The sequence below is a fragment of the Nocardioides terrae genome (genome assembly GCF_900112345.1).
GTDB classification, from domain to species: Bacteria; Actinomycetota; Actinomycetes; order Propionibacteriales; family Nocardioidaceae; genus Nocardioides; species Nocardioides terrae.
Window position 1 is genome coordinate 144,904 of sequence record NZ_FOLB01000005.1, and the last position, 13,379, is coordinate 158,282.

Annotated in this window: 11 protein-coding genes; 8 read left to right on the forward strand and 3 right to left on the reverse strand. The window is 72.7% G+C overall.

Going from position 1 to position 13,379, the window contains the following annotated elements; genetic code table 11:
* Window positions 1–81: 81 nt before the first annotated feature.
* Window positions 82–921, reverse strand: coding sequence for a TatD family hydrolase (locus BM236_RS08615; RefSeq protein ID WP_091122525.1), 840 nt, complete (start codon window positions 919–921; stop codon window positions 82–84).
* Window positions 918–1,748, reverse strand: a complete 831-nt coding sequence (rsmI, locus tag BM236_RS08620; RefSeq protein WP_091122528.1) for a 16S rRNA (cytidine(1402)-2'-O)-methyltransferase — start codon at window positions 1,746–1,748, stop codon at window positions 918–920. Before rsmI ends, BM236_RS08615 begins: the two co-directional genes overlap by 4 nt.
* 94 nt (window positions 1,749–1,842) lie before the next feature.
* Here rsmI and BM236_RS08625 point away from each other — a divergent pair, with 94 nt between their 5' ends.
* The 3 genes from BM236_RS08625 (at window position 1,843) to BM236_RS08635 (ending at window position 5,977) form a co-directional block, all read left to right on the forward strand.
* Complete coding sequence (locus BM236_RS08625) at window positions 1,843–3,552, forward strand: dolichyl-phosphate-mannose--protein mannosyltransferase (protein WP_091122530.1); 1,710 nt, start codon at window positions 1,843–1,845, stop codon at window positions 3,550–3,552.
* Window positions 3,553–3,666: 114 nt separating this feature from the next.
* The gene (locus BM236_RS08630) at window positions 3,667–4,383 is read left to right on the forward strand and encodes a hypothetical protein (protein ID WP_139230066.1); all 717 of its coding nucleotides are present in this window, start codon (window positions 3,667–3,669) and stop codon (window positions 4,381–4,383) included.
* Window positions 4,384–4,540: 157 nt separating this feature from the next.
* Entirely contained in the window at window positions 4,541–5,977 is a 1,437-nt protein-coding gene (locus BM236_RS08635) for a PepSY-associated TM helix domain-containing protein (protein ID WP_091122535.1), read from the forward strand.
* Between the two features lie 21 nt (window positions 5,978–5,998).
* Here BM236_RS08635 and nicT read toward each other — a convergent pair whose 3' ends face one another.
* On the reverse strand, window positions 5,999–7,135 hold the full coding sequence (nicT, locus tag BM236_RS08640; RefSeq protein ID WP_245750219.1) for a Nickel transporter NicT: 1,137 nt from the start codon (window positions 7,133–7,135) through the stop codon (window positions 5,999–6,001).
* A gap of 168 nt (window positions 7,136–7,303) precedes the next feature.
* On the opposite strand from nicT, the gene BM236_RS08645 reads away from it, so the two are divergent.
* The 5 genes from BM236_RS08645 (at window position 7,304) to BM236_RS08665 (ending at window position 13,352) form a co-directional block, all read left to right on the forward strand.
* On the forward strand, window positions 7,304–8,164 hold the full coding sequence (locus BM236_RS08645; RefSeq protein ID WP_217645278.1) for a cation diffusion facilitator family transporter: 861 nt from the start codon (window positions 7,304–7,306) through the stop codon (window positions 8,162–8,164).
* A gap of 49 nt (window positions 8,165–8,213) precedes the next feature.
* Window positions 8,214–9,668 carry an NADP-dependent phosphogluconate dehydrogenase gene (gene gndA / locus BM236_RS08650; RefSeq protein ID WP_281247637.1) on the forward strand — a complete coding sequence of 485 codons (1,455 nt, stop codon included), beginning with the start codon at window positions 8,214–8,216 and terminating at the stop codon, window positions 9,666–9,668.
* A 27-nt stretch (window positions 9,669–9,695) separates the two neighbouring features.
* Complete coding sequence (locus BM236_RS08655; protein WP_091122542.1) at window positions 9,696–11,060, forward strand: cryptochrome/photolyase family protein; 1,365 nt, start codon at window positions 9,696–9,698, stop codon at window positions 11,058–11,060.
* Window positions 11,061–11,094: 34 nt separating this feature from the next.
* Complete coding sequence (locus tag BM236_RS08660; RefSeq protein ID WP_091122545.1) at window positions 11,095–12,621, forward strand: molybdopterin-dependent oxidoreductase; 1,527 nt, start codon at window positions 11,095–11,097, stop codon at window positions 12,619–12,621.
* 89 nt (window positions 12,622–12,710) lie between these two features.
* Complete coding sequence (locus tag BM236_RS08665; protein ID WP_091122547.1) at window positions 12,711–13,352, forward strand: fasciclin domain-containing protein; 642 nt, start codon at window positions 12,711–12,713, stop codon at window positions 13,350–13,352.
* Window positions 13,353–13,379 lie beyond the last annotated feature (27 nt).

The window sequence follows — 13,379 nt, forward strand, 5'->3', positions numbered from 1 at the left end:
ACGAAGCCGTCCGGTCGACTGCGACGTGACCCATGTCTCGGCGAGGTGGGGCCGGTGTGGCTGCTGGGACGAACGTCCCGGTTACCAGGCTCCGCCGAACGCCGCCTCGGTGTTCCGGTCGATCTGCGCGCACAGCGTGCCCAGGTCGGCACCCCGTACCTCGGCCATCACCTGCAGCGTGTGCGGGATGAGGTAGGGCGAGTTGAGCCGGCCCCGGTGGGGCGCCGGCGTGAGGAAGGGCGCGTCGGTCTCCACCAGGATCCGGTCGCGCGGGGCGACGGCGAGCGCCTCGCGCAGGTCGGCGGCGTTCTTGAAGGTGACCGTCCCGGCGAAGGACAGGTAGGCACCGCGGTCGAGGCAGGCGCGGGCGAAGTCGGCGTCTCCGGAGAAGCAGTGCATGACCCAGCGGTCCGGGGCGCCCTCGCTGTCGAGCACCTCGAGCACCGCGTCATGGGCGTCACGGTCGTGGATCTGCAGCGTCTTGTCGTGCCGCTTGGCGATCTCCACGTGCCGACGGAAGGAGTGGGTCTGCGCCGCGACCCCGTCCGGTCCGGTGCGGAAGAAGTCCAGCCCGGTCTCGCCCACGGCGCGCACCCGGTCGTGCGCGGTGGCGAGACGCTCGATCTCGTCGAGCGCGGCCTCGAGGTCCGCGCCGTGCAGCGGCGCGTCGTTGGGGTGCAGGGCGACGGCGGCGATCATCTGCGGGTGCTCGGCCGACGCCTCGACGGCCCAGCGCGCCGACGGCAGGTCGCAGCCGACCTGCACGAACCGCGTCACCCCCACCGACGCCGCCCGGGCCAGGGCCTCCTCGACCGGCAGGGCCGCGCCGTCGCGGGCGATGTCGAGGTGACAGTGGTTGTCCACGACCGGGTGCGGGAGCACGAGATCCGGGACGGGCGGGAAGCCGCTGCGCTCGCTCATGAGCGGTGCACCAGGTCGTAGACCTCGCGCTTCGGCACGCCGGCCCGACGGGCCGCCTCTGCGATCGCGTCCTTGCGGGTCATGCCGTCGCGCTCGAGCGCGGCGACGGCGGCCCGCAGGTCCTCGGGCTCGGTCGACGCGGCCGTCGGCGACGCGCCGGACACGACGATGGTGACCTCGCCGCGCACTCCCTCGGCCGCCCAGTCGACGAGCGACCCGAGCGGGCCACGCCGGATCTCCTCGTGGGTCTTGGTCAGCTCCCGGCACACCGCGGCCGCCCGGTCGGCGCCGAAGGCGTCGGCCATCGCGGCCAGCGCGACCTCGGTGCGGTGCGGCGCCTCGAAGAAGACCATGGTCCGTTCCTCGGCCGCCAGCGCGGCGAGCCGCCGCGCGCGCTCCCCGGCCTTGCGGGGCAGGAACCCCTCGAAGCAGAAGCGGTCGACGGGCAGGCCCGACACGGCCAGGGCGGTGAGCACGGCCGACGGCCCCGGCACCGCGGTCACGAGTACGTCGGCCTCCACGGCGGCGGCCACCAGCCGGTAACCCGGGTCGCTGACCGAGGGCATCCCGGCGTCGGTGACGAGCAGGACCCGCTCCCCGGCCAGCAGCGCCTCCAGGAGGAGAGGCGTGCGCGCCGACTCGTTGCCCTCGAAGTAGGAGACCACCCGTCCGGCCGGCGTGACGCCGAGGTCGCCGACCAGCCGCTTGAGCCGTCGGGTGTCCTCGGCCGCGATCACGTCGGCGGTGGCGAGCTCGGTCGCGAGCCGTGGCGGCGCGTCCTCGACGCGCCCGATCGGCGTTGCGGCGAGGACGAGCGTTCCGGTCACGAGATGATCATTCCAGGTGGTCTCGACGCGCTCGCCGGCGCTCGCGGCTCGACGAGCGGAAGACCGATTGGCGCGGCCTCTAGGCTGTGCCACCGTGACCGTCACCGAGCCCGAGGAGCAGAGGGAGCGCGCGTCACTGTCGCGCACCGCCTCGGGCGCCGTGCTCCCGACCGCCTGGCAGCGGGCGCGTTCGCGGATCCGCGACCAGGATCCGCTCGTCGGCTGGTGCGCGACGGTCGTGGTGACGCTGCTGGCCTTCGTTCTGCGGGTCTGGCATCTGGGCACGCCCCGGGAGTTCGAGTTCGACGAGACCTACTACGCCAAGGACGCCTGGTCGCTGCTCCACTTCGGCTACGCGCGCAACTACGCCGAGGGCGCCAACGACAAGATCCTGGCCGGCCACACGACGGGCTCCTTCCAGGGCACCCCCGAGATGGTCGTCCACCCGGACGTCGGCAAGTGGCTGATCGCGCTCGGTGAGAAGGCGTTCGGGATGGACCCGTTCGGCTGGCGGATCGCCTCGGCGGTCGTCGGCTCGCTGATGGTCTGGGTGATGATCCGGCTGGTACGCCGGATGAGCGGGTCGACGCTGATCGGCGTGGTGGCCGGCCTGCTGCTGGCCTTCGACGGCCTGCAGTTCGTGCTCTCCCGGCTGGCGCTGCTCGACATCTTCGTCGCGTTCTTCACGCTCTGCGCGGTCTCGTGCGCCGTCGCCGACCGGGACTGGTTCCGCGAGCGGCTGGCCCGCCGCCTGCAGGCGCCCGTCACCGGCTGGGGCCCGCGGGTGCTCTGGCGGCCGTGGCTGCTGGCGAGCGGCGTCCTGTGGGGGCTCGCGATCGGCACCAAGTGGACGGCGCTCTACCCCCTCGCCGCCTTCGGCGTGATGGTCGTGCTCTGGAGCGCCGGGGCGCGCCGGTCGTTCGGCGTCCGCCTGCCGCTGCTGCGGAGCGCGGTCGCGGACGGCGTACCCGCGTTCGTGCACCTGGTCGTCGTCGCGGCGGCCGTCTACACCGTGTCGTGGACGGGGTGGCTCGTGCACGCGGGCGCCTACGAGCAGTCGCTCTCGTCCACGCAGTACACCCAGTACGCCGGCCAGGGCCACTGCGACAAGCAGACCTACGTCAGCGACGACGCGGACCCGAACAGGAAGTGGCCGACCGCGACCGAGCCGGACGCCCACGGTCTCGGCGAGGTCACCCAGTCGCTTCGCTCGCTGTGGTCCTACCACCAGGACGTGTGGACGTTCCACACCCACTTCCTGCAGTGCGCGACCCACATCTACGCCTCCTCCCCCACCGGCTGGCTGCTGCTGAACCGGCCGGTCGGGGTCGCGGCGTCGACGGGCATCGACCCGGGCGACCAGGGCTGCACCGCCCCCGAGGGGTCCGACTGCATCAAGCAGGTGCTGCTGCTCGGCACCCCGCTGCTGTGGTGGGGCGGGGTGGTCGCGCTGCTCAACGCCGTGGCGATGTGGATCGGCGGGCGCGACTGGCGCTTCGGCGTCGCCGTGGTGGGGGTCGCCTCCACCTGGCTGCCCTGGTTCGCGTACGCCGACCGGCCGATCTTCAGCTACTACGCGGTCGTCACCCTGCCGTTCGTGGTGCTCGCGCTCGCGCTGGCCGTCGGCAAGCTCATCGGCCACTCCCGCGGGCCGTCGAGGCGGCGCACGCTCGGCGTCGTGGTGTCGGGCGCCTACCTCGCGCTGGTGATCGCGAACTTCGCCTGGTTCTGGCCGATCTACACCGACCAGCTGCTGACCCATGCCGAGTGGTTGGACCGCATCTGGTTCCAGCGCTGGATCTGAGCCGGCATGCAGACCGCGACGAAGGAGCGGGCCGCTTGCCGGCAGGGTCGAGCGAGCGCACGTCCGAGCTCGCGAGGACGTGACCGCGAGTCGCGGCCACGTCATGATGGTGCCGTGCAGCCCAGGATGGACCCGTGCCTGCTGTGGGCACGTGCCGCCATCGTGGGCTCGCTCGCCTTCGGGCTGGGCGTCGTCGGCCACGTGACCGCGGGCGGCCTGCTGCCCGGAGGCACGGCCCTCGCGGTGATGGCGGTGGCGGCCGTCGTGCTCAGCGGTCCGATGCTGGCCAAGCCGGCCTCGACGGTGCGGCTGCTCGCGATGACGCTCGGCGGGCAGACCGTCGTGCACGCCGTGCTGACGGTCACCGCAGGTCACGTCGGCGACCCCGTGCGACCCGGGACGCACGCGTCCGTCCCCCCGCCGACCGCCGACCCCTACGCGACCCTGCCCGTCGTCAACGGGCACCGCGTCGGCTCCCTGCAGGACGCCTTCCAGGTCGGCACCTCGCCCTCCAGCGCCGAGCCGGCCCTGCCGGTGCTGCCGATCGGCCACCTCCTCCACGACATGTCCGCGCACGCGCCGATGATGGTCGTCCACCTGGTCGCCGGCGTGCTGGTCACCCTGTGGCTGGCACGCGGTGAGCACTGCCTGTGGACGTTGCTGGCGCTGACCGGTCGACGGATCACCCTCGTCGCGCTCCTCCACCTGACGGTCGTGCTTCCGCGCACGTCCCTGCGCGGCTACCTGCGGACCCAGGCGCCCGCCGGCCCGGTGTCGGTCTGGCTCAGCCGGCCCGACACCCGACGCGGCCCACCTCTCCTCGCCGCCTGAGCCCACCACCCGGCCCCGGCCGGGCCGTTCGCACACCCGGCACCGCGCCGGGTCGTTCCCCTGCACGCCCTCACCGGCGCCGGCGGGCGCCGTCGGCGTGCTCCTTCGTGCTTCTGCGTGCTTCTTCGTGCTTCTTCGTGCTCCGAGGAGAGATCCCATGTCCGACGTACTCCTGCCTGCGCGCGCGCCGGCACGCCTCCGCCGCCCGAGACCGGGTGGCGGCTGGCACCGCGCCGTGTGGCGCTGGCACTTCTTCGCCAGCTTCCTGGTCGTCCCCATCCTGCTGGTGCTGGCGACGACCGGCCTGATCTACCTGTTCCGCTTCCAGCTCGAGCCGATGCTCCATCCCGCGCTGATGCGGGTCGAGCAGCAGCCGCACACCATCGCCCAGCCGTTCTCGACCCAGGTCGGCATCGTCGAGTCCGCCTATCCCGGGTCGACGGCCGTCTCGATGACGGAGCCGCGCGACCAGCACTCCCCGACCGTGGTGTCGATCGTGACCGCCTCCGGCCGGGCCCGTGACGTCTACGTCGACCCCTACGTGCCCGAGGTGCTCGGCTCCCTCGACCCGGACCGGACCCTGTCCGGCACGGCGATCCGGATCCACCGGGACCTGATGGCTGGGAAGTGGGGTGACCACGTCATCGAGGTCGGGGTCTGCTGGGCGGTGGTGATGGCCCTGACCGGCTACTACCTCTTCGTCCGCGGCTGGCGGGCACGTCGTCGCGCCCGCCGCTCGAAGGGCTCCGGCGCGCGGCTCCGCTCGCGACACGCCCTGGTCGGGGCGTTCGCCGGCATCGGGCTGCTCACCTTGCTGGTCACCGGCCTGCCGTGGACCGGCTTCTGGGGCGCCCACGTCCAGTCGCTCGCCACGAAGCACGGCTCCTCGATGTGGAGCATGGACCCCGGCGCGATCAGCAACCCGACGTCCACGCTGGACGAGTCGCTCCCGCACAGTCACACGCAGGACGTCCCGTGGGCGCTCGGCGACACGGAGGTCCCGTCGTCGCAGCCACCCAGCGGCGGCACCGGCGCCGGCGAGCACAACGTCGCCAGCGTCGACACCGCGCTGACCGTGGCCGACCAGGCGGGGCTGCGGCATCCGATGACCGTGGCCCTGCCGTCCGGTGACGACCCGAAGGGCGTCTACTCGGTGATCGGCTACGCCTTCGACGCCCCCTCGGACGAGCGCACGGTCCACATCGACAGGTACGGCGGCCAGGTGGTCTCGACCTACGGGTACGCCGACTACCCGCTGCTCGCCAAGGTGGTCTCCCAGGGGATCGGCCTGCACGAGGGGCGCAGCCTCGGGCTGTGGTCGTTCTGGGCGTCGACGCTGATGTGCGTCGGGATCATCGTGATGTGCGTGACCGGCCCGCTGATGTGGTGGCGGCGACGGCCACGGGGTGCCGGGCGGATCGGCGCCCCGCGGGGCCGGATGCCGATCCGGCGTACGCCCGCGCTGGCCGTCCTGCTGGTGGCGCTGGGGGTGTTCCTGCCGCTCTTAGGGGTGTCCCTGGTCGCCGTGCTGCTGCTCGACCAGCTCGTCCTGCGGCGGGTGCCGGCGCTGACCCGCTGGTTCGACGCCGGCTGAGGCACCGGAGGGGAACGCTGGTCAGCCGGCGAGGTCGGCCGACCAGCGCTCCTCGATCCGCAGGCCCTTCCAGACCGCGATCGCGACGACCCAGGTGACGACGAAGAGCAGCACGATGCCGTAGCCGACGTAGTCGAGCGGGATGCTCGCGACGGCGGCGAGCGGGCCGCTGGTGATGTCGAACCGGTCCGCGAAGACGCCGACCAGCTCGATGGTGCCGATGACGAGCGCGACGGCGACCGAGATCGAGGTGATCGTGAGGTTGTAGAACACCTTGCGCACCGGCTTGGCGAAGGCCCAGCCGTAGGCGAGGTTCATGAACACGCCGTCGATGGTGTCCATCAGGCACATCGCGGCGGCGAAGAGCACCGGCAGCACGAGGATCGTGTAGAAGGGCAGGTTGAAGACCGCCGCCCCGCCGGCCAGGACTAGCAGGCCGACCTCGGTCGCGGTGTCGAAGCCGAGGCCGAAGAGGACGCCCACGGGGTAGATGTGCCACGGCTTGCGGACCGACTTGGTCAGGCCGCCGAGGATGCGGTTCATGAAGCCGCGCGAGTCCAGCTGGCGCTCGAGCTCGGCCTCGTCGTACTCGCCCCGGCGCATGCTGCGGAAGACCCGGAGGATCCCCATCAGCGCAGCGAGGTTCAGCAGGCCGAGCACCCACAGGAAGACACCGGAGACCGACGGGCCGATGAGGCTCGTGACGGTGTGCAGCGTCGAGTCGTCGTCCTCGACCGAGCCGAGCAGGGCCTTCACGCCGAGCATGAGCAGGAAGGACAGCGCGAAGACGATCGAGGAGTGCCCGAGGGAGAACCAGAAGCCGACCGACAGCGGCTTGCGCTGCGGCACCCCGGTCTCGGCCTCGACGGCGTGGGCGTCGCCGAGCAGCTTGCGGGTGGTGTTGTCGACCGCGGCGATGTGGTCGGCATCGAAGGCGTGCCGCAGGCCGAAGGTGTAGGCGAGCAGGCCGACCCCGACGGTGAAGACCGGGTGGTCGCCGCCGAGCCTGAAGTGCTGGGGCGCGACGACGCCGAGCAGGAGGCCGAACCCGATGACGTGCAGCAGGACGACCACACCGCCCATCCACCACAGCGATCGCCTGTCGGCGACGGTCAAGGTGGTGCGGGTACGGGCAGCAGTGGCGACAGCCGTGCTCACGGGCGGCTCCTCTCGACGTTATTGCGAACATATCGCAACAACCACCGGCCGGCATCTGCCGGGTGGCCCGGTGGCTGGGAGGATGGTCGGGTGTCCACCTCGACCCACGGCGCCCACCACGCGCACGACCACGGCCACGTGCCCTCGGCCGACGCCGACCGGCGACACCTGGTCGCAGCGCTCGCGCTGCTGAGCACCTTCCTGGTGGCCGAGGTCGTGGTCGCCGTGGTCGCCGGGTCGCTGGCGCTGCTCTCCGATGCGGGCCACATGCTCACCGACGTCGCCGCCATCGCCCTCGCGCTGGTCGCCGCGCGGCTCGCGAGCCGGCCGGCCGCAGGCGCGTGGACCTTCGGCATGCACCGCGCCGAGATCCTGTCGGCCGCCGTCAACGGCGTGACGCTGGTGGCGATCTCGCTCGTCGTCGCCGTCGAGGCGGTACGCCGCTTGCTGGACCCTCCCGGCGTCTCCGGCTGGCCGGTGGTGGCCACGGCTCTGGTCGGCTGCCTGGTCAACATCGCCGTGGCCTGGCTGCTGGCCCGCGCGGACCGCCGCTCGCTCAACGTGGAGGGCGCCTTCCAGCACGTCCTGACCGACCTCTACGGCTTCGTCGGCACGCTCGTCGCCGGCCTCGTCATCCTCGCCACCGGCTGGACCCGGGCCGACCCGATCGCCTCGCTGCTGGTCGTCGCGCTGATGCTGCGAGCGGGATGGCGACTGCTCCGCGACTCCGGCCGGATCCTGCTCGAGGCGGCGCCGGCCGACACCGACCTGGCCCTCATCCGCAGCCACCTCCTCGGGGTGCCGCACGTGCGGGAGGTCCACGACCTGCACGTGTGGACGGTGACCTCGGCGCTGCCCGCGCTCTCGGCCCACGTCGTCGTCGACCAGGCCTGCTTCGCCGACGGTCACGCGCCCCAGATCCTCGACCAGATCCAGGCGTGCCTCGCCGGGCACTTCGACGTCGAGCACTCGACCTTCCAGCTCGAGCCGCCCGGGCACGCCCAGCACGAGGCGGGCGCGCACTCCTGAGGTCTCGCAGTGTGGAGGCCCTGGCCGCCGGACACTCCCTCGCGACACACTGCAGAGCATGACCACAGCGAACATCGGCGTCGTCGGCCTTGCCGTCATGGGCTCCAACCTGGCTCGCAACCTCGCGTCCCGCGAAGGCAACACGGTGGCAGTCTTCAACCGCACCTACGCCCGGACCCAGGAGCTGCTCGACGAGCACGGCGACGCGGGCTTCGTGGCCGCCGAGACGATCGACGACTTCGTCGCCTCGCTGGCCAAGCCGCGCACCGCGATCATCATGGTCCAGGCCGGCAAGGGCACCGACGCCGTCATCGAGCAGCTGGCGGAGCGGTTCGAGCCGGGCGACATCATCGTCGACGGCGGCAACGCCAACTTCCTCGACACCATCCGCCGCGAGCGCGAGCTGCGCGAGCGCGGCCTCAACTTCGTCGGGACCGGCATCTCGGGCGGCGAGGAGGGCGCGCTCAAGGGCCCGTCCATCATGCCCGGCGGGTCCGACGAGGCCTGGGAGACGCTCGGCCCGATCCTGCGCTCGATCGCCGCCGTCGCGCCCGACGGCGAGCCGTGTGTCACCCACGTCGGCACCGACGGCGCGGGCCACTTCGTCAAGATGGTGCACAACGGCATCGAGTACGCCGACATGCAGCTCATCGCCGAGGCCTACGACCTCCTCCGCCGGGTCGGCGGAGCGTCGGTCCCCGAGCTGGTCGACGTCTTCCGCAGCTGGAACGAGGGCGACCTGGAGTCCTACCTCATCGAGATCACCGCCGAGGTGCTCGGCCAGCAGGACGCCGCCACGGGCGGGCCGCTGGTCGACTCCATCCTCGACGAGGCCGGCTCCAAGGGGACCGGCGTGTGGACGGTCCAGAACGCGCTCGGGCTCGGAGTCCCCGTCTCCGGGATCGGCGAGGCGGTCTTCGCCCGCGCCGTCTCGAGCAAGCCCGAGCAGCGGGCCGCGGTGCGCGGGACGGTGACGTCGCGTCCTGAGCGCCCGGAGGTCCCCGACAGGTTCGCCGACGACGTCCGCGCGGCGCTCTACGCCTCGAAGGTGGTCGCCTACGCGCAGGGCTTCGACCTGATCGTGGCGGGTGCGAAGGAGTACGGCTGGGAGATCGACCTGGGCGCGATCGCGAAGATCTGGCGGGCCGGCTGCATCATCCGGGCGCGGTTCCTCGACCGGATCACCGACGCCTACACCGGCGACCCCGGCCTCATCTCGCTGCTGGCTGACCCCTACTTCGCCGACGCGGTCGCGACCGGGCAGGCGGCCTGGCGCCGCGTCGTCGCGACGGCGGTGACGGCCGGCGTGCCCGCGCCCGGCTTCTCCTCGGCGCTCGCCTACTACGACTCGCTCGCCTCCGAGCGGCTGCCCGCCGCGCTGATCCAGGGGCAGCGGGACTTCTTCGGGGCGCACACCTACCACCGCGTCGACCGCGAGGGCGTCTTCCACACGCTCTGGTCCGACGACCGTCGCGAGATCGAGACGGAGCCCTCGACGCACTGATCCGGCCCCGATCGGGAACCGGCGCGCATGCCGACCACCGTCTTGTGGCTCCGTCGCGACCTGCGCCTCCACGACCATCCCGCGCTCGTGGAGGCCGCCCGCGACGGCGCCGAGGTGGTGCCGCTGTTCGTGCTCGACCCGGGGCTGCTGAAGCCGTCCGGACCGGCTCGGACGGCCTTCCTGCTCCGGTCCCTGCGGGCGCTGGACGACGACCTGCGCGCGCACGGCGGTCGGCTGGTCGTCCGGCACGGCCGTCCCGAGGACGTCGTGCCCGCCGTCGCAGGTGAGGTCGGCGCCGCCGCCGCGCACGTGAGCGAGGACTTCGGCCCCTACGGCCGGGTCCGGGACGAGCGCGTCTGCGCGGCGCTCGCGGCGCAGGACCCGAGCGTCCCGATGGTCGCCACCGGGTCGCCGTACGCCGTCGCGCCCGGTCGTGTCACCACGAAGTCGGGCGGTCACTACCAGGTGTTCGGGCCGTTCTACCGCGCCTGGACGGAGCACGGCTGGCGCGCGCCCGCGGACTCCGACCCGTCGACGGTCGCCTGGCGGACGGCGCGCTCCGACGACCTGCCGGACGAGCCGGCGTCGGCGCGCGACGTACGGCTGCCCGAGCCGGGCGAGGAGGCCGCACACGCCGCGTGGCACGCGTTCCGCGACCGGATCGCTGACTACCCCGCGGACCGGGAACGGCCGGGCGTGGACGGCACGTCGCGGATGTCGGCGTACCTCAAGCTCGGGACCGTGCACGTCCGGACCCTGCTCGCCGACCTCGGCCACGACGACGGCAGCGACACGTTCCGGCGCGAGCTGGCCTGGCGGGAGTTCTATGCAGCCGTGCTGGCCGCCCGACCCGAGAGCGCCCGCGACTATCTGCACCCGCAGCTGGAGGCGATGCCCTACGCGACCGGCCGGACCCTCGAGAAGCGGCTGCAGGCGTGGGAGCGCGGCGAGACCGGCTACCCGATCGTCGACGCCGGGATGCGGCAGCTGCTCGCCGAGGGCTGGATGCACAACCGGGTCCGGATGATCGTGGCGTCGTTCCTGGTCAAGGACCTGCACGTCGAGTGGACGCACGGCGCCCGCCACTTCATGCGTCACCTCGTCGACGGCGACCTCGCCAGCAACCAGCACAACTGGCAGTGGGTGGCGGGCTGCGGCACCGACGCGGCGCCGTTCTTCAGGATCTTCAACCCCACCACCCAGGGCCGAAAGTTCGACCCCGAGGGCGCCTACGTCCGCCGGTGGGTCCGCGAGCTCGCCGACGTCGAGGGCAGGCACGTGCACGACCCCTGGGAGCTGCCCGAGCAGCCCGAGGGCTACCCCGAGCCGATCGTCGACCACGCCACCGAGCGCGCCGCCTCGCTGACGGCCTACGAGGCGCTGCGACGCTGACATCCGAAAGGGGGGTCCGCTCCGAACAGCGACCATGACGTCTTGGAGCGACCGCCTCATCCTCGCCGCCCTCGGGCCGGTCGCCGCCGCCGTGGGGCTCGCCGCAGGGCACTTGGAGGCGGCAGCGACCACCCCCGCGGCCTCGCCGGTCCTCGCGGTCGGCTCGACCGTCATCGACCGGACGCCGACACCGCTCAAGGAGTGGGCGATCGCGCACTTCGGCACCAACGACAAGACGATCCTCGTCGGCTCGGTCCTCATCGTGGTGCTCCTGGCCGCGACGGGTGTCGGCTTCGCCGCGCGACGCTCGCGGGTGCTGGGTGCCGGCTTCCTCGTCGCGCTGGCGGCGGTCGCCGGAGTGGCAGCGGTACGACGCCCCGCGGCCGGCCTCGCCGACGCGGTGCCCAGTGTCGTCGCCGCGGTCGTCGCGGTCCTGGTGCTGCTCGGCCTGCTCGCGCTGTGGTCGCCCCGACGGGCCGCCGGCGCCGGGACGGCGTCGCCGTCGCGGCGCCGGGTCCTCCTCGGTCTGGGCGTCGCGACCGTGGGCGCCGGAACCCTGGGCCAGCTGGGCCGTCGGCTGATCTCGACCCGCGGTCGCCCCGAGGACATCGCGCTGCCGGCGCCTGTCGAGCCGGCGCCGGCGTTCCCGGCCGGCCTCGACCGCACGGTGCCCGGGATCACGCCGTTCCGGACGCCGTCGAAGCGGTTCTACCGCGTCGACACGCGCCTCGACGTCCCGGTGCTCAGCAGCTCCGACTGGCGGCTGGTGATCGACGGCGACGTACGCCGCCCCTTCACGCTGACCTTCGAGGAGCTGCTGGCGATGCCGATGATCGAGCGCGACATCGCCCTGACCTGCGTCTCCAACAGCGTCGGCGGCCCGTACACCGGCGGCGCCCGCTGGCTCGGCGTCCGGCTCACCGACGTGCTCGACCGGGCCGGGGTCGGCGACCGCGCCGACCAGGTGCTCAGCACCGACTTCGCCGGGATGACCATCAGCACCCCGCTCGCCCTGGCGACCGACGGCCGGGACGCGATGGTCGCGGTCGGCATGAACGGCGCGCCGCTGCCGCGTGCGCACGGCTTCCCGGCCCGCCTGGTGATCCCCGGGCTCTACGGGTTCATCAGCGCCACGAAGTGGCTCACCCGGTTGACGCTGACGACGTACGCCGACCGCTCGGCCTACTGGACCGACCGCGGATGGGCGACCGACGGACCCATCAAGATCTCCAGCCGGATCGACACGCCACGGCCGCTCGCGCAGCTGTCCTCGGGCGAGGTCGTCGTGGGCGGCGTCGCCTGGGCGCAGGGCGCCGGCGGCGTGCAGCGCGTCGAGATCAGCATCGACGGTGGCGCCTGGCAGCCGGCGAAGCTCGGGCCGTCGGCGGGCGAGGTCTATTGGCGGCAGTGGTTCCACCGCTGGGACGCGCAGCCCGGGTCGCACACGCTGGCGTGCCGGGTGGTCGACAACGCCGGCCAGACCCAGACCGCGGTGCGGGCGAACCCGTTCCCCGACGGCGCCAGCGGCATCCACACCATCAACGTGACCGTCGCCACATGATCCGCACCCATCCGGATCGGCCGGCGCACCGAATACCAGGTGCAAGACACCGACAGCCCCTCGATCGAAGCCCACGGAAGGCAACCGCCATGAAGACCACGATCCTCCGCTCCACCGGCCTCGCGGCCGCACTCGTCCTGTCGCTCAGCGTCGCCGCCTGCGGCGGCAGCGACTCCGGCTCGGGCGACGACGCCGGAGCCTCGTCCTCGTCGGCGCCGATGGCGTCCGACTCCTCGGCCGCCGCCATGGACGCCGGCTCGAAGCCCTTCGGCCCGGGCTGCTCGTCGATCCCGACCAGCGGCGCCGGCTCCTTCGACGGCATGGTCAAGGACCCGGTCGCGACGGCTGCCAGCAACAACCCGCTGCTCAGCACGCTCGTCACCGCCGTGACGAAGGCCGACCTGGTCGATACCCTCAACGGCGCCGACGGCCTCACCGTGTTCGCGCCGACCAACGACGCCTTCTCGAAGATCCCGAAGGACCAGCTGGACAAGGTGCTGGCCGACAAGGCGATGCTCACCGCGATCCTGACCCACCACGTGGTGGGCGGGAAGCTCGACCCGACCGCCGTCGCGGGCACCCAGACCACGCTCAACAAGGACTCGGTGACAGTCACGGGCGACGCCTCGGGCATGACCGTCGACGGTGCGAACGTGGTCTGCGGCAACATCCCGACCGCGAACGCGACCGTCTACGTCGTCGACACGGTGCTCATGCCGCCGTCCATGTGACCGGACCCGTAGACCAGGACCCGAGAG

Excerpts from the sequence above, each read along its gene's own strand:
- BM236_RS08635 (WP_091122535.1), top strand. The coding sequence starts at position 4,541 with ATGTCCGACGTACTCCTGCCTGCGCGCGCGCCGGCACGCCTCCGCCGC.
- BM236_RS08615 (WP_091122525.1), bottom strand. The coding sequence starts at position 921 with ATGAGCGAGCGCAGCGGCTTCCCGCCCGTCCCGGATCTCGTGCTCCCG.
- BM236_RS08660 (WP_091122545.1), top strand. The coding sequence starts at position 11,095 with ATGACGTCTTGGAGCGACCGCCTCATCCTCGCCGCCCTCGGGCCGGTC.
- BM236_RS08665 (WP_091122547.1), top strand. The coding sequence starts at position 12,711 with ATGAAGACCACGATCCTCCGCTCCACCGGCCTCGCGGCCGCACTCGTC.
- BM236_RS08655 (WP_091122542.1), top strand. The coding sequence starts at position 9,696 with ATGCCGACCACCGTCTTGTGGCTCCGTCGCGACCTGCGCCTCCACGAC.